The sequence below is a fragment of the Pseudomonas sp. PARCl1 genome (assembly GCF_947311875.1).
Classification (GTDB): Bacteria; Pseudomonadota; Gammaproteobacteria; order Pseudomonadales; family Pseudomonadaceae; genus Aquipseudomonas; species Aquipseudomonas juntendi.
The window spans coordinates 16,391-36,818 of record NZ_CAMZMX010000017.1 but is presented as its reverse complement, the minus strand read 5'-3'; the positions used below and the strand labels follow the sequence as shown (position 1 = coordinate 36,818).

General features: G+C 63.1%; 16 protein-coding genes. 14 read left to right on the top strand and 2 right to left on the bottom strand.

Translation table 11 applies throughout. The features are described from left to right. Positions 1 to 498 precede the first annotated feature (498 nt). From flhA to QME24_RS11775, 14 genes are all read left to right on the top strand, one after another. Entirely contained in the window at positions 499 to 2,628 is a 2,130-nt protein-coding gene (flhA, locus tag QME24_RS11840) for a flagellar biosynthesis protein FlhA (protein WP_054881281.1), read from the top strand. 11 nt (positions 2,629 to 2,639) lie between these two features. Next, positions 2,640 to 3,947: a flagellar biosynthesis protein FlhF gene (flhF, locus tag QME24_RS11835; RefSeq protein WP_232892647.1), complete on the top strand. Its 1,308-nt coding sequence runs from the start codon at positions 2,640 to 2,642 to the stop codon at positions 3,945 to 3,947. Positions 3,948 to 4,031: 84 nt separating this feature from the next. Then, a complete protein-coding gene (fleN, locus tag QME24_RS11830; RefSeq protein ID WP_172828404.1) occupies positions 4,032 to 4,874 on the top strand; it encodes a flagellar synthesis regulator FleN in 843 nt (280 codons plus the stop codon). Further along, positions 4,871 to 5,611 carry an RNA polymerase sigma factor FliA gene (gene fliA, locus QME24_RS11825; protein ID WP_009683227.1) on the top strand — a complete coding sequence of 247 codons (741 nt, stop codon included), beginning with the start codon at positions 4,871 to 4,873 and terminating at the stop codon, positions 5,609 to 5,611. Before fleN ends, fliA begins: the two co-directional genes overlap by 4 nt. A gap of 116 nt (positions 5,612 to 5,727) precedes the next feature. Then, positions 5,728 to 6,102: a chemotaxis response regulator CheY gene (locus QME24_RS11820; protein WP_166524971.1), complete on the top strand. Its 375-nt coding sequence runs from the start codon at positions 5,728 to 5,730 to the stop codon at positions 6,100 to 6,102. Between the two features lie 20 nt (positions 6,103 to 6,122). Next, the gene (locus QME24_RS11815) at positions 6,123 to 6,911 is read left to right on the top strand and encodes a protein phosphatase CheZ (protein WP_054881284.1); all 789 of its coding nucleotides are present in this window, start codon (positions 6,123 to 6,125) and stop codon (positions 6,909 to 6,911) included. A 12-nt stretch (positions 6,912 to 6,923) separates the two neighbouring features. Continuing rightward, entirely contained in the window at positions 6,924 to 9,191 is a 2,268-nt protein-coding gene (locus tag QME24_RS11810) for a chemotaxis protein CheA (RefSeq protein WP_235767932.1), read from the top strand. A gap of 46 nt (positions 9,192 to 9,237) precedes the next feature. After that, on the top strand, positions 9,238 to 10,362 hold the full coding sequence (locus QME24_RS11805) for a chemotaxis response regulator protein-glutamate methylesterase (protein WP_054904667.1): 1,125 nt from the start codon (positions 9,238 to 9,240) through the stop codon (positions 10,360 to 10,362). Continuing rightward, entirely contained in the window at positions 10,362 to 11,102 is a 741-nt protein-coding gene (locus tag QME24_RS11800) for a flagellar motor protein (protein ID WP_009681920.1), read from the top strand. The genes QME24_RS11805 and QME24_RS11800 overlap by 1 nt, the downstream gene beginning before the upstream one ends. A gap of 3 nt (positions 11,103 to 11,105) precedes the next feature. After that, the gene (gene motD / locus QME24_RS11795) at positions 11,106 to 11,963 is read left to right on the top strand and encodes a flagellar motor protein MotD (RefSeq protein WP_054881287.1); all 858 of its coding nucleotides are present in this window, start codon (positions 11,106 to 11,108) and stop codon (positions 11,961 to 11,963) included. 182 nt (positions 11,964 to 12,145) lie between these two features. Beyond that, positions 12,146 to 12,934 carry a ParA family protein gene (locus QME24_RS11790; RefSeq protein ID WP_054881288.1) on the top strand — a complete coding sequence of 263 codons (789 nt, stop codon included), beginning with the start codon at positions 12,146 to 12,148 and terminating at the stop codon, positions 12,932 to 12,934. Then, positions 12,934 to 13,860 carry a CheW domain-containing protein gene (locus tag QME24_RS11785; RefSeq protein WP_054881289.1) on the top strand — a complete coding sequence of 309 codons (927 nt, stop codon included), beginning with the start codon at positions 12,934 to 12,936 and terminating at the stop codon, positions 13,858 to 13,860. Before QME24_RS11790 ends, QME24_RS11785 begins: the two co-directional genes overlap by 1 nt. Before the next feature lie 12 nt (positions 13,861 to 13,872). Beyond that, a complete protein-coding gene (locus tag QME24_RS11780; RefSeq protein WP_003254393.1) occupies positions 13,873 to 14,352 on the top strand; it encodes a chemotaxis protein CheW in 480 nt (159 codons plus the stop codon). A gap of 1 nt (position 14,353) precedes the next feature. Continuing rightward, the gene (locus QME24_RS11775) at positions 14,354 to 14,749 is read left to right on the top strand and encodes a DUF2802 domain-containing protein (RefSeq protein ID WP_054881290.1); all 396 of its coding nucleotides are present in this window, start codon (positions 14,354 to 14,356) and stop codon (positions 14,747 to 14,749) included. Between the two features lie 44 nt (positions 14,750 to 14,793). Here QME24_RS11775 and QME24_RS11770 read toward each other — a convergent pair whose 3' ends face one another. After that, the gene (locus tag QME24_RS11770; protein ID WP_280091439.1) at positions 14,794 to 17,553 is read right to left on the bottom strand and encodes a DUF6543 domain-containing protein; all 2,760 of its coding nucleotides are present in this window, start codon (positions 17,551 to 17,553) and stop codon (positions 14,794 to 14,796) included. Positions 17,554 to 17,643: 90 nt separating this feature from the next. Then, entirely contained in the window at positions 17,644 to 20,379 is a 2,736-nt protein-coding gene (locus tag QME24_RS11765) for a DUF6543 domain-containing protein (RefSeq protein WP_054881292.1), read from the bottom strand. Between the last annotated feature and the right edge of the window lie 49 nt (positions 20,380 to 20,428).

The window sequence follows — 20,428 nt, the reverse complement described above, 5'->3', positions numbered from 1 at the left end:
CCTCCTATGGATAGCAACCGGAGCACATGAAAGACAACCTGCGATTCCTGTCGGATCTGCGCCATTACTATTGACCTTGTGTCAGGGCTTATGGCCTTTTCGCGGGTAACCCGCTCCCACAGGCATTTCACGGATCTCAAACCCTATGCGGTACCAGTGGGAGATCACCCAGCACTACGGGCTGCGCTGTCGCGCAGAGAACTCGATTCGTAAGCGCGACGCTGCCTGTGTGAGAGCGGGCTAGTCGAGGCGTCGAACCGCCGCGACGAATCAAACGCGGTGGCTGGCACCGGCTACGCCGGTGTTCGCGGGCATGCCCGCTCCCACAGAGACCTCGCTAAATCCATAAGTTATGTGTTGCTCTATAAGGGCGGTTCACCCGCGAAGCGGCCGGCACACACAACATAAATCTTCTGTTGCGCAAAGTTGGAAGGCTTCTTGCAATGCCAGCCGCAGATGCCCCTTGGGCGTCAAAGTTTTGCATCAAGAGGACTCGCGGTGGATCGCACTCAGTTAATCAGCAACGCCCGTCATAACCTGGCCGGGCTCGGTCGGGGCAACCTGGGTGTACCGCTGCTGCTGCTGGTGATGTTGGCAATGATGATGTTGCCGATACCACCGTTCCTGCTCGACGTGTTCTTCACCTTCAACATCGCCTTGTCGATCGTGGTGCTGCTGGTCTGCGTCTACGCCCTGCGCCCGCTCGACTTCGCTGCATTCCCCACCATCCTGCTGGTGGCCACGCTGCTGCGCCTGGCGCTGAACGTGGCTTCCACGCGGGTGGTCATGCTGCACGGCCAGGAAGGCCACGGCGCCGCCGGCAAGGTGATCCAGGCCTTCGGCGAGGTGGTGATCGGCGGTAACTACGTGGTCGGTGCGGTGGTCTTCGCCATCCTCATGATCATCAACTTCGTGGTGGTGACCAAGGGCGCCGGGCGTATCTCGGAGGTGAGCGCGCGCTTCACCCTCGACGCCATGCCCGGCAAGCAGATGGCGATCGACGCCGACCTCAATGCCGGCCTCATCGACCAGGCCCAGGCCAAGCACCGTCGTGCAGAGGTGGCCCAGGAGGCCGAGTTCTACGGTTCGATGGACGGTGCCAGCAAGTTCGTGCGCGGTGACGCCATCGCCGGCTTGCTGATCCTGTTCATCAACCTGATCGGTGGCATGCTGATCGGCATGCTGCAGCATGGCATGAGCTTCGGCGATGCCGGCAAGGTGTACGCCCTGCTGACCATCGGTGACGGTTTGGTGGCGCAATTGCCATCACTGCTGTTGTCGACTGCTGCGGCGATCATGGTCACCCGCGCCTCGGGCTCGGAGGACATGGGCAAACTGATCAACCGGCAGATGTTCGACTCGCCCAAGGCGTTGGCGGTGTCTGCGGGGTTGATGATTGTCATGGGGCTGGTGCCGGGCATGCCACACGTCGCCTTCATCGGCCTGGGTCTGCTGGCCGGTGGCGGGGCTTATCTTGTATGGAAGAAACAACAGAAGGCCAAGGCCCAGGCCTTGCAGGAGGCGCAGCGCCAGCAAGACCTGCTGCCTTCGCCGCAGCGGGCGCTGGAAACCAAGGAGCTGGGCTGGGACGATGTGACACCGATCGACATGATCGGCCTGGAAGTCGGCTACCGGCTGATCCCCCTGGTGGACCGCAACCAGGGTGGTCAGTTGCTGGCGCGAATCAAGGGCGTGCGCAAGAAGCTGTCGCAGGACCTGGGCTTCCTCATGCCCACGGTGCATATTCGCGACAACCTTGACCTGCAACCCAGCGCCTATCGCCTGACGCTGATGGGGGTGATCCTGGCGGAGGCCGAGATCTACCCGGACCGCGAGCTGGCGATCAACCCGGGGCAGGTGTTCGGCACCCTCAACGGCATTGCCGCACGTGACCCGGCGTTTGGCCTGGAGGCGGTGTGGATCGACGTGGGCCAGCGCTCGCAGGCGCAGTCGCTGGGCTACACCGTGGTCGATGCCAGTACGGTAGTGGCCACCCACCTCAACCAGATCCTGCAGAAGCACTGCCATGAACTGATTGGCCACGAAGAGGTCCAGCAACTGTTGCAGGTGTTGGCCAAGGCTTCGCCTAAACTTGCAGAAGAACTGGTGCCGGGTGTCATTTCCTTGTCGGGGCTGCTCAAGGTCTTGCAGGCCCTGTTGTCGGAACAGGTACCCGTGCGCGATATTCGCAGTATTGCCGAAGCAATCGCGAACAACGCTGGCAAGAGTCAAGATACCGCCGCGCTGGTTGCGGCGGTGCGCGTCGGATTGTGTCGCGCCATCGTGCAAAGCATTGTCGGCGTTGAGTCGGAGCTCCCGGTGATCACCCTGGAGCCAAGGTTGGAACAGATTTTGCTCAATAGTCTGCAACGCGCCGGGCAAGGCCAGGAAGACGGTGTTCTTCTGGAACCGAGCATGGCCGAAAAGCTGCAACGTTCGCTGATCGAAGCGGCCCAGCGCCAGGAAATGCAGGGCCAGCCGGCCATCCTGCTGGTCGCCGGCCCGATCCGCGCCATGCTGTCGCGTTTCGGTCGCCTGGCTGTACCGAATTTGCATGTGCTGGCGTATCAGGAAATACCGGACAACAAGCAAGTCACCATCGTTGCCACCGTGGGCCCTAACGGCTGAGGTAGTGGATAATGCAAGTTAAGCGATTTTTCGCCGCCGATATGCGTCAGGCCATGAAACTGGTCCGTGATGAGCTGGGCGCCGATGCCGCGATCATTGGCAACCGTCGCATTGCCGGTGGTGTCGAGCTGACGGCCGCGCTGGACTACAAGCTGTCCGCCCTGGCCCCGCGCGTGCCCAATGCCGAGCTGGAAGAAGAGCTGCGCAAGACCCACACGCGCATTGCCACGGCCCAGGCCGAGCTGGGCCACCGCCAGGACAGCAGCGATAACAACCGCCAATTGTTCGCCGGGCAGTCGCTGACCGCTGCCGAGCCGCTGGTCGAGCCCCATGTCGAGGCTCCACAGGCGGCGGCCGCCACGGCGCCGGCGCCCGTTGACCCGCGCCTGTTCGATGCCATGCGCTCCGAACTGTCGGGCCTGCGCGAACTGCTGGAAGTGCAGCTCGGCTCGCTGGCCTGGACCCAGCTGCAGGGCAGCAAGCCACAACAGGCCAACATCTGGCGGCGCCTGCAGCGCATTGGCCTGTCCGGGCCGATTGCCCGCGAGTTGCTGGAGCTGACCGCCGAAATCGAAGAGCCACGCCATGCCTGGCGCATGTTGCTGGCGCACTTGGCGCGCATGATCGAAATTCCCGAGGTAGAGCCGATCGAAGAAGGCGGTGTGATCGCCATGGTCGGCCCGGCCGGCATGGGCAAGACCACCACCCTGGCCAAGCTGGCGGCGCGCTACGTGCTCAAGTACGGCGCGCAGAACATGGCGCTGGTGAGCATGGACAGCTTCCGCATCGGTGCCCAGGAGCAGCTCAAGACCCTTGGCCGCATCCTCAATGTCCCAGTCACCTATGTCGACCCAGGCCAGTCGCTGGCGGCAGCGCTGGAGCCGCTGCTGCGCAAGCGTGTGGTGCTGATCGACACCGCCGGCCTGCAGGCCAGCGACCCGGCCCTGCGCTTGCAGCTGGAAACCCTGGCCGGCCGTGGCATCGCCGCCAAGAATTACCTGGTACTGGCCACCACCAGCCAGAAGCAGGTGTTGACCGCCGCCTACCACAGCTACAAGCGCTGTGGCCTGGCCGGCTGCATCCTGACCAAGCTCGATGAAACGGCAAGCCTTGGCGATGTGTTGAGCCTTGCCATCAGTCATGATTTGCCTGTGGCCTATCTTACCGACGGCCCGCGCATTCCTGACGACCTGCACCTGCCCCGGGGGCACCAGCTGGTGTCCCGCGCGGTCAATGTGCAGCAGCAGGAGGAGCCCAGCGAAGAGGCAATGGCCGACATGTTCGCTGATCTCTACCACAACCCACGGCGAGCGGGTTGAGTATGAAACGTGTGCAAAGTAGCTATGCCAAGGGGTACGCAGAATTGCCCTACGTGTGGCCTGGGTCCCAGCGATACAAGGTAAATTACAAACATGGGTAGCATGCATCCCGTACAGGTGATCGCCGTGACCGGTGGCAAAGGTGGCGTCGGCAAGACTAACGTTTCAGTGAACCTGTCCCTGGCGTTGGCCGAACTCGGCCGCAGGGTCATGTTGCTGGATGCCGACCTGGGCCTGGCCAATGTCGACGTGTTGCTGGGCCTGACGCCCAAACGGACCCTGGCCGATGTCATCGAAGGGCGCTGCGAGCTGCGTGACGTGATATTGCAGGGCCCTGGCGGTGTGCGCATCGTACCGGCTGCCTCCGGTACGCAGAGCATGGTCCACCTGGCGCCGGCCCAGCATGCCGGGCTGATCCAGGCGTTCAGCGAAGTCGGCGACAACCTCGATGTACTGGTCATCGATACCGCTGCGGGTATCGGTGAGTCGGTCGTCAGCTTTGTCCGTGCCGCCCAGGAAGTGCTGCTGGTGGTGTGCGACGAGCCGACCTCGATCACCGATGCCTACGCGCTGATCAAGCTGCTCAACCGTGACTACGGCATGAACCGCTTCCGCGTGCTGGCCAACATGGCCCAGAGCCCTCAGGAAGGGCGCAACCTGTTTGCCAAGCTGACCAAGGTCACCGACCGTTTCCTGGATGTCGCCCTGCAGTACGTAGGCGCCGTGCCCTACGACGAGTGCGTGCGCAAGGCGGTGCAGAAGCAGCGTGCCGTGTACGAAGCCTTCCCACGCTCCAAGTGCGCGCTGGCCTTCAAGGCGATTGCCCAGAAGGTCGACAGCTGGCCGCTGCCGGCCAACCCACGTGGCCACCTGGAGTTCTTCGTCGAGCGCCTGGTGCAGCCGACCAGCGCGGGACCGGTGCTATGAACGCCAGCGGGTTCAAGATGTACAGCCGGGCGGCGAAAGACGCCCAGTACGAGTTGATCGAACGCTACGCCCCCCTGGTCAAGCGCATCGCCTACCACCTGTTGGCGCGCTTGCCGGCCAACGTGCAGGTCGAGGACCTGATCCAGGCCGGCATGATCGGCCTGCTGGAAGTGGCCAACAAGTACGACGCCAGCAAGGGCGCCAGCTTTGAAACCTATGCCGGCATTCGTATCCGCGGCGCCATGCTCGACGAAGTGCGCAAAGGCGACTGGGCACCCCGCTCGGTGCACCGCAACACCCGCATGGTCAGCGACGCGATGCGCGCCGTGGAGGCCAGAACCGGCCGTGACGCTAAAGATCATGAAGTTGCTGCCGAACTCCAATTGAGCCTCGATGATTACTACGCGATCCTCAACGATACCTTGGGCAGCCGTTTGTTCAGCTTCGATGACCTGCTGCAGGACGGTGAGCACGAAGGGCTGCATGAAGACGGCGCCAGCGGCCAGGTCGAACCTGCTCGGGGCCTCGAGGAGGAGCGCTTCCAGCTAGCCCTGACCGAGGCCATCGCCAACCTGCCCGAGCGTGAACGCCTGGTGCTGGCGCTGTACTACGACGAAGAGCTCAACCTCAAGGAGATCGGTGAGGTGCTGGGGGTCAGCGAGTCGCGGGTCAGCCAGTTGCACAGCCAGTGTGCCGCGCGTCTGCGTAGCCGCCTGGGGGAATGGCGGGCGCGCTGAGCCTGCTGGGGTTGCGGCTGTTTCCACGCGGTTTTCCACGTTGTACCGAATTGATTGAATGCGCGCTCGGGGCCGAGCGCGTTTGAGACTGCTTGGAGGTCTACTTGAACAAAGACATGAAAATCCTCATCGTTGACGACTTTTCGACGATGCGGCGGATCATCAAGAACCTGTTGCGTGACCTGGGCTTCACCAACACCGATGAGGCCGACGACGGCACCACGGCGCTGCCGATGCTGGAAAACGGCCATTACGACTTCCTGGTGACCGACTGGAACATGCCTGGCATGTCCGGCATCGACCTGCTGCGCAAGGTGCGTGCCCACGACCGGCTGAAAACCATGCCCGTGCTGATGGTGACCGCCGAAGCCAAGCGCGACCAGATCATTGAAGCGGCCCAGGCCGGCGTCAATGGTTACGTGGTCAAGCCGTTCACGGCACAGGTGCTCAAAGAAAAGATCGAGAAGATCTTCGAACGCGTCAACGGCTGAGTCACGTCAGGGGGCGCGCCATGGATTCATCACATAACTCTTTGGGCGAGTTCGAATCGACCCTGAAGAAACATGCCCAGGAGTTGGTCGAAAGCCTGGAGCGGGGCCGTTTCGGCGAGGCGGTGCAGCTGATTCACGAGCTGAACCAGACCCGCGACCGCGGCCTGTACCAGGAAGTCGGCAAGCTGACCCGCGAGCTGCACAGTGCCATCGTCAGTTTCCAGATCGACCCGACCATGCCGCAGGCCGAAGAGGTGTCGCAGATTACCGATGCCACCGAGCGCCTGTCCTATGTGGTCAAGCTCACGGAAGGCGCGGCCAACCGCACCATGGACCTGGTCGAGGCAAGCACCCCGGTGCTCAACGACCTGGCCAGCGAGGCCAAGGCCCTGAGCACCGACTGGCAACGCTTCATGCGCCGCGAAGTGGCGGCGGAAGAATTCCGCGACCTGGTCAAGCGGGTCGACAGTTTCCTCACGCACAGCGCCGAAGGTAATCGCAAGGTCGCCGGCCACCTCAATGACATTCTGCTGGCCCAGGACTATCAGGACCTGACCGGGCAGGTGATCAAGCGCGTCACCAACCTGGTGACCGAAGTGGAAAGCAACCTGCTCAAGTTGGTGCTGATGGCCAGTCAGGTCGACCGCTTTGCGGGCATTCAGCATGACCACGATCAATTGCGCGCAGAAAAAGATCGAGAAAAACATCCGACTCGGGGTGAAGGTCCGCAGATTCATGCCGATAAGCGTGAAGACGTCGTGTCCGGCCAGGACGACGTCGATGATCTGCTGTCCAGCCTGGGTTTTTAAGGAGCACCTTTGATGAGCTTCGGCGCCGATGAAGAAATCCTCCAGGATTTCCTGGTAGAAGCCGGCGAAATTCTTGAGCAACTGTCCGAGCAATTGGTCGAGCTGGAAAGCCGGCCCGACGATGCCGACCTGCTCAATGCGATCTTTCGCGGTTTCCACACTGTAAAAGGGGGCGCCGGCTTCCTCCAGCTGAACGAGCTGGTGGAGTGCTGCCATATCGCCGAGAACGTGTTCGACGTGCTGCGCAAAGGTGAGCGTCGGGTTGACGCGGAGCTGATGGACGTAGTGCTCGAGGCACTGGACACGGTCAACAGCATGTTTGGCCAGGTGCGCGAGCGCGCTGAAGTCACGCCGGCAACCCCCGAGCTGCTGGCGGCCTTGGCGCGCCTTGCCGAGCCGGGTGCGGCGCAACCGCAGGGTGGCGAAGAAGCGGTGGTGCCGGTGGCTGCGGCGCAAGCGCCTGCCGCGGCACCGGTGGTGGACCAGGAGCAGCACCAGGACATCACCGACAGCGAGTTCGAGCAGTTGCTCGATTCGCTCGATGCGGTCAAGGCACAAGCTGCGGCCGAGGAACAGCTGCAAGGCGAGAGCGTGAGTGGTGGCGGTGATGAAATCACCGATGCCGAGTTCGAATCGCTGCTCGACCAGTTGCATGGCAAAGGCCAGTTCACTGCCGAAGTTGCAGCGCCGGCTGCTGCCGTCAGCCATGAAGCGGCCAGTGACGAAATCACCGATGCCGAATTCGAGTCGCTGCTCGACCAGCTCCACGGCAAAGGCACCTTCCAGGCCGATGCCCTGCCTGCAGCCAAGGCGGCACCTGCCGAGGTGGCGCCTGACAGCACCGCCAGCGCCACCAGCGACGAAATCAGCGAGCATGAATTCGAAGCGCTGCTGGACCAGTTGCATGGCAAGGGCAAATTCGGCGGTGACGTCGCAGCAGTCCAGGCACCGCCTGCGGCCAAGGCGCCGGCAGCGGCCAAGCCGCAAAGCCCGGCGGCCGCCCAGCCAGCTGCGGCTCCTGCACCTGCGCCAGTGCCCGCGGCTGCGAGCAAACCTGCTGCAGCTGCGCGCACGCCGGCCCCGGTCGCCGACAAGCATGCGGTCAGCGAAGCGGAAACCACCGTACGCGTCGACACGGCGCGCCTGGACGAGATCATGAACATGGTCGGCGAACTGGTGCTGGTGCGTAACCGCCTGGTGCGCCTGGGCCTGAACAGCGGCGACGAGGCCATGTCCAAGGCCGTGTCCAACCTCGACGTGGTCACCGCCGACCTGCAGACCGCGGTGATGAAAACTCGCATGCAGCCGATCAAGAAAGTGTTCGGCCGCTTCCCGCGCCTGGTTCGCGACCTGGCGCGCCAGTTGAAGAAAGAGATCAACCTTGAGCTGGTCGGTGAAGAAACCGACCTCGACAAGAACCTGGTCGAGGCCCTGGCCGACCCGTTGGTGCACTTGGTGCGCAACGCCGTCGACCATGGTATCGAGATGCCCGATGAGCGCGATGCCGCAGGCAAGCCGCGCACGGGCCGCGTGGTGCTGTCGGCCGAGCAGGAAGGCGACCACATCCTGTTGTCGATTTCCGACGACGGCAAGGGCATGGACCCGAACATCCTGCGGGCCAAGGCGGTGGAGAAGGGCCTGATGGACAAGGACGCCGCCGAGCGTCTGAGCGAGTCGGACTGCTACAACCTGATCTTCGCCCCGGGGTTCTCGACCAAGACCGAGATTTCCGACGTGTCCGGGCGTGGCGTGGGCATGGACGTGGTGAAGACCAAGATCTCCCAGCTCAACGGTTCGATCAACATCTTCTCGGCCAAGGGCCAGGGCTCGAAGATCGTCATCAAGGTGCCGCTGACCCTGGCGATCATGCCCACCCTGATGGTGATGCTGGGCAACCAGGCATTCGCCTTCCCGCTGGTCAACGTCAACGAGATCTTCCACCTCGACCTGTCGCGTACCAATGTGGTCGATGGCCAGGAAGTGGTGATCGTGCGCGACAAGGCACTGCCGTTGTTCTACCTCAAGCGCTGGCTGGTGCAAGGCCAGGTGCACGAAGAGCAGCACGAGGGCCACGTGGTGATCCTGTCGGTCGGCACCCAGCGCATCGGCTTTGTCGTCGATCAACTGGTAGGCCAGGAAGAAGTGGTAATCAAGCCGCTGGGCAAGATGCTGCAAGGTACCCCGGGCATGTCTGGGGCCACCATTACCGGTGACGGTCGTATTGCGTTGATTCTCGACGTCCCGAGCATGCTCAAGCGTTACGCCGCGCGGCGTATTTGATTTCGGTGGCGCACCTTGGCAGGTCGCGCCGCCTAATGGAGTGTTTATGGCAGTCAAGGTCCTGGTGGTGGATGATTCCGGTTTCTTCCGCCGCCGCGTCTCGGAGATCCTCTCGGCGGATCCGACGATCCAGGTAGTAGGTACCGCGACCAACGGCAAGGAAGCGATTGACCGGGCGCTGGCGCTCAAGCCCGATGTCATCACCATGGACTATGAAATGCCCATGATGGATGGCATCACTGCGGTGCGCCACATCATGCAGCGCTGCCCGACGCCGGTGTTGATGTTTTCCTCGCTGACCCATGAGGGCGCCCGGGTCACCCTCGATGCGCTGGACGCGGGGGCAGTGGACTACCTGCCGAAGAACTTCGAGGACATTTCGCGCAACCCCGACAAGGTCAAGCAACTGCTGTGCGAGAAAGTGCATACGCTGGCGCGCAGCAACCGCCGGTTTGGCAGTTACGCCAGCCCTGCGCCGGCCGCAACGCCGGCACCTGCCAGCAGCCATGCGCCGACGGCGGGTGTGGGCAGCCCGGCAGCGGCGCGCAGTGCGCTGCCGGCCCGGGCCCCGGCAGCCGCGCCGGCGCCGGCTGCGGCACCTAAACGCAAGCCGTACAAACTGGTGGCCATCGGTACCTCCACCGGCGGCCCGGTAGCCCTGCAGCGGGTCTTGACCCAGCTGCCGGCCAACTTCCCGGCACCGATCGTGCTGATCCAGCACATGCCGGCTGCGTTCACCAAGGCGTTTGCCGAACGCCTGGACAAACTGTGCCGCATCAGCGTCAAGGAAGCCGAGGACGGTGACATGCTGCGACCAGGCCTGGCCCTGCTGGCCCCGGGTGGCAAGCAGATGATGGTCGATGGCCGTGGCACGGTGAAGATCCTGCCTGGCGATGAGCGCTTGAACTACAAGCCGTGCGTGGACATCACCTTCGGCTCGGCGGCCAAGTCATATGGCGACAAGGTGCTGTCGGTGGTGCTGACCGGCATGGGTGCCGATGGCCGCGAAGGCGCGCGCCTGCTCAAGCAGGGCGGCAGTACGGTGTGGGCCCAGGATGAAGCCAGCTGTGTGATCTATGGCATGCCCATGGCCATCGTCAAGGCCAACCTGGCCGACGCGGTGTATAGCCTGGACGAGATCGGCAAGCACCTGGTAGAGGCCTGCGTCTGATGGATGTGCTGAGCCTGATCGGCCTGATCCTCGCCTTCGTTGCCATTGTCGGTGGCAACTTCCTCGAGGGTGGCCATGTCGGTGCCCTGGTCAATGGGCCGGCGGCATTGATCGTGCTGGGCGGCACCTTGGCGGCAGCACTGCTGCAGTCACCGCTGGCCTCGTTCAAGCGGGCCCTGCAGATTCTGCGCTGGATCCTGTTCCCGCCCAGGGTCGACCTGGCGGGTGGCATCGACCGGGTGGTGAACTGGAGCCTGACCGCGCGCAAGGAAGGCTTGCTGGGCCTGGAAGGGGTGGCCGACAGCGAGCCCGACCCGTATGCGCGCAAAGGCTTGCAGCTGCTGGTCGATGGCGCCGAGCCAGAAGCCATTCGCAGCATCCTCGAAGTCGATTTCCTGACCCAGGAAAGCCGCGATATCCAGGCGGCCAAGGTGTTCGAGAGCATGGGCGGGTACGCGCCTACCATCGGCATCATCGGTGCGGTCATGGGCCTGATCCACGTGATGGGCAACCTGGCCGACCCGTCGCAACTGGGCAATGGCATCGCCGTGGCCTTCGTCGCCACCATCTACGGTGTGGCCAGCGCCAACCTGGTGCTGCTGCCGATCGCCAACAAGCTCAAGGCCGTGGTCATGCGCCAGTCGCGCTACCGCGAAATGCTGCTCGAAGGCCTGTTGTCGATTGCCGAGGGGGAAAACCCGCGCTCCATCGAGCTGAAGCTGCAAGGCTTCATGGAGTAAGCCATGCGCCGCCGCCGTCCTACCGAGGAACACGAAAACCACGAACGCTGGCTGGTGTCATACGCCGACTTCATTACCTTGCTGTTCGCATTTTTTGTGGTGATGTACTCGATTTCGTCGATCAACGAGGGCAAGTACAAGGTTATTTCCCAGGCGCTGCTCGGGGTGTTCAACGACCCTGAGCGCAGCATGAAGCCCATCCCTGTGGGCGAGGAGAAGCCATTGACCGTGCGCCCGGCCGAGCCGCTGGTCAACGACAGCGAGCAGACCGAAGCAGGCCTTGCGGCAACCAATACCGACCCGCTGAAGACCATCAGCGATGACGTGCGCGACGCTTTTGGCGACCTGATCAAAAGCAACCAGATGACCGTGCGCGGCAACGAACTGTGGATCGAGATCGAGCTCAATTCATCGCTGTTGTTCGGCAGTGGCGATGCCATGCCCAGCGACAAGGCGTTCGCCATCATCGAGAAGGTGGCCGATATTCTCAAGCCGTTCGCCAACCCGGTGCATGTCGAGGGTTTCACCGACAACCTGCCGATCCGCACCGCGCAGTACCCGACCAACTGGGAGCTGTCGTCGGCGCGGGCGGCGAGCATTGTGCGCCTGCTGGCCATGGAGGGGGTGAACCCGGCCCGCATGGCCTCGGTCGGCTATGGCGAGTACCAGCCGGTGGCCAGCAATGACACCGCCGATGGCCGGGCGCGCAACCGGCGGGTGGTGTTGGTGATTTCCCGTAACCTGGAAGTGCGCCGCAGCCTGACGGGCTCGGGCAGCGCCAATGCAACACCGGATGCTGCCCTGCGCCGGGCTGGCACACAAAGTGCACCGGCTACGCCAGCAAAGGTGGCGGGGCAGTGATTCGTCAATTCTCTGGCACTGCTACAAGCACAATTTTGACTGTGACGCCGTCCCCTGTGGGAGCGGGCGAGCCCGCGAAGCAGGCGACGCGGTGATTGGCACCGGCTTCGTCGGTGTTCGTGGGCTCGCCCGCTGCCACATCGATTGCACGCGCTTTCAAATCAATACATAGAGTTTGCTTGATGAGAGTCTGGGCAGTAGCCAATCAAAAAGGTGGCGTCGGCAAGACCACCACGACCATCGCTTTGGCCGGCCTGCTGGCCGAGGCCGGCAAGCGCGTGGTCGTCGTCGACCTGGACCCGCACGGTTCGATGACCAGTTACTTCGGCCACAACCCTGATGCCCTCGAGCACAGTTGCTACGACCTGTTCCTGCACAAAGGCAGCGTGCCTGAGGGCTTGCCGGGGCAACTGCTGCTGCACACCAGCGACGAGCGGATTTCGCTGTTGCCGTCGAGCACCGCGCTGGCCGTGCTGGAGCGCCAGTCGCCGGGGCAGAATGGCCTGGGCCTGGTGATCGCCAAGAGTCTGGCGCAGTTGTGGCAGGATTTCGACTTTGCCTTGATCGACAGCCCACCCTTGCTCGGCGTGCTGATGGTCAATGCCCTGGCCGCCAGCCAGCAGTTGGTGATCCCGGTGCAAACCGAGTTTCTTGCGGTGAAGGGGCTTGAGCGCATGGTCGCGACCCTGGCCATGGTCAACCGGTCACGCAAGCAGGCGCTGCCGTACCAGATCGTGCCGACACTGTTCGACCGCCGCACCCAGGCCTCGCTGGGCACCCTCAAGCTGCTGCGTGACACCTACGGCCAGCATGTATGGCAGGGCTACATCCCGGTCGATACGCGCCTGCGCGACGCCAGCCGCAAGGGCGTGACGCCTTCGCAGTTCGACGCCAAGAGCCGTGGGCTGGTCGCCTACCGGGCACTGCTCAAGCACCTGTTGACCTACAAACCCGCAGCGCAGGTGGCCTGATGACCCAGACCCGGTACACCGGCACCCGGCCACAGATGGCCTTGCAATCGTATCTGGATGGCCTGCTGCAGGAGGCCACCGAAGACGAGGCGCTGTTGCAGGCACCCGTGGAGCCCGCTGCAGCCGATGAGTTCGCTGAAGCCGTGCGCGAGGAGCAGGCCCGCGATGCCCGCCAGCCGCAACCTGCCGAACCGCTCGTGGCCGTTGCCCGCCCTGCGCCTCGGCCTTTCGCCGAACCCCGCCTGGCGGTATTGCCCAGCGTGATGCCGGTCGACCCGCCGGTGGTGACGGTGGTGGAGCAGGAGGTGGTGGCCGAGGCGGCCATTCCAGTGCTGGTCGAAGCGCCTGCGCTGGAACCGGCGCTGCCACTGGTCGACGTGCACCTGCCAGCGCCGCCCGTGCCACCGGCCACTGTCGACGGCCGCCCGGCCTGGGCCGCCGAACCCTTCGAATGCCTGTTGTTCGATGTCGCCGGCCTGACCCTGGCCGTACCACTGGTGTGCCTGGGCTCGATCTACACCCTGGCCGGCCAGGAGCTGACACCGCTGTTCGGTCAGCCCGAATGGTTCCTTGGCATCCTTACCTGCCAGGCGGGCAACCTCAAGGTCCTGGATACGGCGCGCTGGGTGATGCCCGACCGCTACCGCGACGATTTCCGCCAGGGCCTGCAGTACGTGATTTCGGTGCAGGGCTACGAATGGGGGCTGGCCGTGCACCAGGTCAGCCGTTCGTTGCGCCTGGACCCGTCGGAAATCAAGTGGCGCAGCCAGCGTGGCCAGCGCCCGTGGTTGGCCGGCACGGTTATTGAACACATGTGTGCATTGCTCGACGTTGCCGCGCTGGCCGAGCTGATCGCCAGCGGCGCGGTCAAGCAGCTGCGCGACAAACAAATGACACCGAACACAACCGCCAGAAAGCGGATTTAGAGGGCTAGGGGAATGAAAAAGTCGTCTGCACAAGGTTCTGAAGATCCAATCCTGCAGTGGGTAACCTTCCGGCTGGACAACGAGTCCTACGGCATCAACGTGATGCAGGTGCAGGAAGTGCTGCGCTACACCGAGATCGCGCCGGTGCCGGGTGCGCCCAGCTATGTGCTGGGCATCATCAACCTGCGAGGCAACGTGGTAACGGTGATCGATACCCGCCAGCGCTTTGGCCTGATGCCGACCGAAGTCACCGACAACACCCGTATCGTCATCATCGAGGCCGACAAGCAAGTGGTCGGTATCCTGGTCGACAGCGTGGCCGAGGTGGTCTACCTGCGCCAGTCGGAAATCGAAACCGCGCCGAACGTGGGTAACGAGGAGTCGGCCAAGTTCATCCAGGGCGTGTGCAACAAGAACGGCGAGCTGCTGATCCTGGTCGAACTGGACAAGATGATGACTGAGGAAGAGTGGTCCGAGCTGGAGAACATCTGAGTTGATCTTCGAGGTTGCGGTAATCTTTCTGGCGTTGCTGTGGGTCTTGAGCCTCTGGTTCTTCCTCAACTACAGCAAACGCCAGCGCGAAGTGGCCGCGCAGCAGGCCGTGGGCGATGCCCTGCGCGACCAGCGCATCAAGGACCTCGCCAAACGCCTGGATGACTACCAGAACGTCACAGTGCGCATGGGGGACGCGCTGCACGAGTTGAACGTGGCGGTTGCCCCCTTGCCGGACCGGATCCAGCAACTGGAGCAACGCGACCCTCATAACGTGACGTTTTCCCAGGCAGCCAAGCTGGTCGGCATGGGCGCCAGCATCGCCGAGCTGACCGAGAGCTGCGGCCTGACCCAGGCCGAGGCAGAGCTGATGAGCAAGCTGCACCGTAGTGACTGAGCCTGGCGGGCCGCTTCAAGGCCCGGTCAGGCCTGCGCCCAGGCTCAGGTCTGGACCCAGGAGTGATTGCCGCCGACCGTGGCGATGCGGTTGAGCGGCAATTGCTGGTGCACGGCCTCCCTCAGCGCGCTGGTGTTGATGAAGGTGGCGGTATTTATGCGCGGGATGTTGTACAGGTTGACCATCTGGCGCAAGGTTGCGAGGTTGGGCAATTGCTGGTCGATCACGTCGCTGAGCAGGCGCGGGCCGGTCAGGTAGCTCAGGCGGCTGGCATAACGGTAGAAGTTCGAGGGGTCTTCGGCCAGGCTGGGCTTGTGGTCATAGAAGTCCGAATGCAGGCGGAAGCGTGCGTGCATTTCCTCGCTGATCGCCTCCAGGGTCGGGTTGCCAGGGTGGCTACCGATCTGGCTGGTGTTGTACAGGCAGTTCATGCTCAGTTTCTCGTTGGCCATCGGCGGCGCCAGCAGCAAGCCATCTGCCGGGATGCACAGCGCTACGTCTTGAATCGCTTCGGTGGGCGGTGCCGGTGGTTCCCCCAGCTGGGGTTGCCCGGCCTTGCCTGGCACCCGTAGCGTGTCGTCGACGTCCATGTACAGCCCCCCTTCATGGTGCAGCAGCGGGTAGCGCAGCACATCGCTTGCCGACGCATAGTTGGTGGCCACGCCACCATTGCCGTCCAGGGCCGCGTCGTACTGGGCATAGTACTTGGTCTGCTGGAATGCCCTGAAGAACGCTTGCTCTTCCAGGGGTAGCACCTGCAGCCCCGGCGCCTGTTCGGCCAGCAGACGCAGGTTTTCTTCGTAAGCGCCAGGGTTGGCCGTGGACAGGAACAGGCGCAGGCTGTAATCACTGTTTTCCAGCGCCGCGACATTGTGGGCAAGGTTGCTCAGCAGGGCCGGGCGCAAGGTCTTGTCACCTACCCAGAGGCAGGAAATCCGCTTGGGGATGGGCAAGCTGTTGGCGGGGGCGTGTGGGATTTCACCCGGCAGCACCAGGTCGATACCCAGCGCGCGCAGGGTGGCGGTGCGCATCGCATCGGTGACTACGCGCTCGCGGGGCTCGGGTACCAGGCCGCGAGCATCAGGGCTTGCCACGTAGCCAACGGGCTCAACGTCGTTGATGTCCTCGTCCAAAATGAAGGCGTCCCGTTCAAGGTCATACACCACCTCCTTGATGTAGTCGTCGATCACCGATTCCAGGGTGTCCGGCATGCCGTTGTACCTCGGCCTGCGGATCACGGCGTCGGCGGTGAGCGGGTCGGCCTGCGGCAGCGGCGGGATCGGTTCGCAGATATGGAAGTAGGGCGCACCTTCGGGCGCTGGGGCTAGCAATACGGGGGGGCGCACCGGGCTCATTGGGTAACCGATCTGGTCGTTGAGCCGAATCGGCGGCACGAAGCCATCGCTTTTGAACGCGAACAGTGCCGAGGCTTTGGCCGCCCCAGTCAACAGCAATGGCACAGCATTGAACAGCCCCCAGGTGATGTTGGCGACACCGTCCTGCCGTGCCTGCAGGGTCTTGCCATTGATCGCATCATCCAGGCCAAGGCCCAACTGCGCAATGCCGCCGAGCGCCAACACCGGTGCCAGGCCGGGCACCACCAGGCACAGCGGTGCCAGCAAGTTGAGGGTGGTGAGCAGGTAGCCCCGCCACTTGGCCTTGCTGACCTGGCTGTCGCTGGTGATGATGAAGTCGGCGTCATCGAAGCTGCGTTGGCGTTGGCGCTCGGCCAGCGCCTGGAACAAGTCGCCGGTGATCCTCGGGTTGTAGCGGCTCGGCCGGTAGTTGACATAGGTGCGCGGCGGCCAGATACCGTCGTTGTTGAACATGCCGTGCTCCGGTGGCAAGGCGTGGCGCCGGGGATATTCGGCCAGTCCATCGAGTGCGGTATCCAACCCGCTGAAATCCACGCCCTGCGGCCTGTCGGCCAGGCTGAAATGCTGTTTCAGGGCTTCACGCTTGAGCGGGTCTTTGCATTGCTCGCCAATCCAGTCTTTCAGCGCGTTTTCACTGGCGAACTCCAGCAAGGGTGAACTGTTGCCAGGTAGGTAGAGCACTGTCAGGTCCGTGCCTGGGTTGCACAGGTACAGCAGGTCGGTGGCGGCGTAGCCATAGATGCTCAGGGTGCTCATGCGCAGCTTGTCGACCCGCGGCATCAAATCGGCCGCTTGCCACAGCAGTTTACGTGCCGCTTCGCTGAGGCTGCCTTCGCTGACCTGCTTGTTGCAGGCGGCAATGAAATTGAGCTTGCACGCCAGGCGGTGGGCGCCCATATGGTCGCGCCAGTAGGTGTGCAGGGTATTCTTGAAGGGTGCCTGGAAGTCCAGGTTCTCGATGAACTGCTGGAAGCTTTCGGCGGCTATCGGCACATGGGTGGTGGCGTCGTAGCGCGCTGGTTCGGTGCGGTGGAACAGCCCGTTGAACACCGAAAACTCGGCGCCATAGTGGTTGAAACCCCGGGCGGGCAGGGCGTTGACGATCCGCACCGGGCTTTCTGGCAAGGTGCCAGCCCAGGGCGCACGGAACAAGGCGCCGAACAGGTCGTTATTGCTTTCGCCCTGCCAGTTGCTGAGCACGGCCTGGGTCAGGCTGACGCATTGCCTGACCTCTGCCAGGCTGCCGCCTTTGTGGTCGGAACGGTAGTGCAGGGTCACCACATCGACCCGGTCGGGGTCGAGGTGGTGGCCCTGCTCGGCGAACCATTGCCTGACGGCCTGACTGGCCTGCCGATCGGGCCGAGGGACATGGTTCAGATGATCGCGGACATAGTGCACGCCAGTGGCGTTGATCCCGGTAGTGCGCATCGTGGTTACCTTGCGTGAGTGGGTGCTGCAAGGTTGCTGGATCACGCTGCACGCCAGTGGTAGATAACTACATACGCCCGCTATCACCCTTCAGTTCTGTTCCCAGCTATGTGCCCGGCCGGCCTCGAAGAAACGGTCGAGCGGCACATGCTCACGGATCAGTCGGGTCAACTGGCTGGTGTCCAGGGCGCCGTGAATGTCGTAGATGGGGGAAACCAGCAGCCTGCACATTTCGCGCAACTGCCGTAGCCAGGGCAGGCGCGCGTCGATCACGTCATTGAGTACCCCCGGCCCGCTCAAGCGGCTGAGGCGGCGGGCATAAGCGTTGAAAGCCACAGGGTTGAAGACCCGGTCGGGCCGTTCGGTGTAGAACGTCGGGTCTTGCTGGAAGCGTTGCAGGATCGCCTCGGAAATGGCGTCCAGGGTGGGATTGCCCGGGTGGCTGCCGATCATGCTGCTGTTGTACTGAATGTAGAAACCCAGTTGGTCATTGCAAACCGGGGGGTACAAAAGCAAGCCATCGGCGGTCGTGCGCAAGGTCTGGCTGGCCAGCGGTGGGTTGCCTGGCCCCGAAGCGGCGTTGAGCAGCCGGTCGTCGGCATCCAGATAGAACCCACCGATCTGCTTGAGCATGCGGTAGCGCAGGATGTCGCTGGCCGAGCTGAAATTGGTGATGCCTGGGTTGGTGATCCCCAGCGCCGCCTGGTACTGGGCGAAATAGGGCGAACTGGCGAACGCCTGGTAGAACGGTTGATCCTCGAGCGGCAGGACGCTCATGTGGAGTGTCCTGCTCCTGAGCAGCGTGAGGTTGGCGCTATAGGCCCTCGGGCTCTGCCGCGAAAGGAACAGTTGGTACTGGTACCCAGTGTCTTCCAGGGCTTCGGCATTGTGCACCAGCGCCTCCAGGAAAACCGGGGAAATGGCCTTGTCACCCACCCATAGACTGGAAACGATGCGCGGAATTGGCGTGCGCTCCAGGGTGTCGAAGTGCGTGTAGTCCATGGGTAGATCCAGCTGGATACCTAGCTGCCGTAGGGTGCCCATGCGCTGTGCGTCGGTGACGACCCGCTGGGCGTCGGCAATCCGCACCAGAGCTGCTGATCCGCCGCTGTCGATTACCCAGCGCTCAGGTGTGGGTTGCCTGTATTCAGAGAGCTTGATGAAACTGTCGGTGTGCAGGTCATACACCACGGGTTGCGTCTTGATGCCCTGGGGCGCCTGGAATGTACCCTCGAAGTAGTGGCCCAGATTATCCCCCACGCGGGTCACCACTACACTTTGCGAGCCTGTGGTAATCCGCACCGTGTCACGGAACGCCGCTTGTGCCGGTACCAGCTGCAACGCATCCGTTGGCACGCTTACATTGGCCGCTTCGCCCAGCACATCCGCCAACTGGGTCGGCCGTAGCAAACCTGGCAAACGGTAGTGGAACGCCTGGCTGGCGCGGGCAATGCCGATGGGCAAGGGCAAGGCATTGAACAGGCCGAAGACCTGGTTTTCGACCCCCTCGGCCTTTTCGTCCAGCGAGTGGCCGTTGATCACCTGGTCCATGCCCAGGCTGAATTGTGCCACGCCGCCCAGCACCATCACCGGCAGAAGCTCGGGTACCACCACGCATAAAGGCGCCAGCAGGCACTGGGCAACGTTCAGGTAGCTGCCCCAGTGCGTCTTGTTGACCTGGCGGTTGGTGATGACGCGGTAATCCAGGTCATCGTAGCTGCGCTGTTTCTGGCGATCGGCCAAGTGGTCGAACAGGTTACCGTCGATAGGCAAGCTGTGGGTGGGCGATCCGAATTCGATCGTCTCTTCAGGGTCCCATATGCCACTGGTGGCAAAGCCAGGTTGATCGTCGGGCAGGCGATGCGCCGCGGGATAGCAGCCCAGCCCTTTCAAGGCCGTGACGAGGCCGCTGAATTCCAGCCCGTCCGCCCAGTCCGCGGGCGAGAAGCATTGCTGCAGCCACTCGCGGCGGGTTGGGTCTTTGCATTGCTCGGCAAACCAGTGCTTGAGCGCAGACAGGTCCGGGAACTCGTGCAGGGGCGACGCGTTGCCCGGCAAATAAAGGACGACGGTGCTGCTGTCGTCGGCCTTTATGTAGATGATCGATGTACTGTGATAACCGTACACATTCAGCAGGCGGGTGGTTATCGCCCGCGTGTCCAGGGGCAACAGGCCGGCGGCCTGCCAGGCCAGGCGCCAGGCAGGGACACTCAGGCTACCCTCACTGACTTGGTTGTTGCAGGCGGTGATGAAGGCAATTTCCAGTGCGCGTGCGTAGTCTGTCCGGCTCTGCTGCCAATAGCTGTCCAGTTGCGCCTTCAGCCGTTCGTGCAGGTGCAAACCCCATACATAGTCCTGGAAGACTTCGGCGCGGATGGGCAGCAGTGTCGCCGGGCTGACCTCCTTTTCCGGGGTACGCCGATACAGGCCGTTGAAGATCAGGTAGGACATCGCGTTGGAAAGCAGGGGGGGTGGCCGCATACGGTCGACAAATGTCACCGCGTGCAGCGGCGCCATACCCGCCCAATCGCCAAAGTGGAATCCGCCACTGCCTGTACAGGGTTCCCCTTGCCAGTTGGCCAGCAGGGCGTCGGTCAGGCTGACGCGTTGAATCACCTTGGCCTGAGGGGGGAGCCAGGGCTGGCCTTCTTCGCGCTCTGCGTCCTGGTAGTGGAACGTGACGACGTCGATATCCGCGGGGGACAGGAGCACACCGCGTTGCGCTAGCCAATCGCGCAAAAGCTTGTCGGCCAATGTGTCCGGGCGCGGCATCTGGGCCAGCGCGCTGTGCAACAGGCGCTGCTTCATGGGTTGTGGGAAGTTCATCGTTGGGTGTCCGTGGCTATCGGGCGTTGCAGGGTAGCCAGCGGGCACA